The sequence below is a fragment of the Sphaerisporangium dianthi genome, assembly GCF_042654065.1.
Taxonomy (GTDB): Bacteria; Actinomycetota; Actinomycetes; order Streptosporangiales; family Streptosporangiaceae; genus Sphaerisporangium; species Sphaerisporangium dianthi.
This window is the reverse complement of record NZ_JBHSFP010000113.1, coordinates 1-582: the sequence shown is the minus strand read 5'-3', so window position 1 is coordinate 582 and position 582 is coordinate 1. Positions and strand designations below refer to the sequence as shown.

At 67.0% G+C, this 582-nt stretch carries 1 protein-coding gene; it reads right to left on the bottom strand.

Translation table 11 applies throughout. The features are described from left to right. A partial coding sequence (locus tag ACFO60_RS40830) for an SGNH/GDSL hydrolase family protein (protein WP_380852931.1) occupies window positions 1-558 on the bottom strand: 558 nt, incomplete at its 3' end. Window positions 559-582 lie beyond the last annotated feature (24 nt).

The window sequence follows — 582 nt, the reverse complement described above, 5'->3', positions numbered from 1 at the left end:
GTACCAGGTGGCGGCCATCTTGTCGTAGCCGCCGGAGGTGGGGTGGATGCCGTCGATCAGGTCGGCGGTGGTCAGCGCGGCGTGCATGTCGACCAGATGGACGTGTTTGCCGGCGTTGACCTTGCTCTGCACGATGCCGGGAATGGCCGCGTTGAAGGTACGGGCGGTGTTCTCCTGCCCGGAGTTGGACAACGGGATGATGGTGGCGACGAACACGTCGGCATTGGGCACCGTGGCGGTGATCCGGTCGATCAGGGTGGACAGCCGCTGCGGCGCGCTGCTGACGTTGTAGTTCTGCAGCACGTCGTTGGTGCCGATGTGCAGCAGCACCGTGCGCGGGTTGTAGGTCCGCGCCCAGCCGGCGATGTTGGCGTCGATCTGGTCGATCCGCCACCCCGGATGCCCCTGATGGTCATGATCGCCCAGGTTGCCCGGCCCGTTGAACTGCGACCCCACGAAGTCGACCGTGTAGCGGCCCGAGACCAGCCGCTGCCACAACCCGATCCGGTACCCGCCCGGCACCTGCGTGCCCTCGGTGATCGAGTCACCCAGCGGCATCACCCGCACCCCGCCATTGGACTC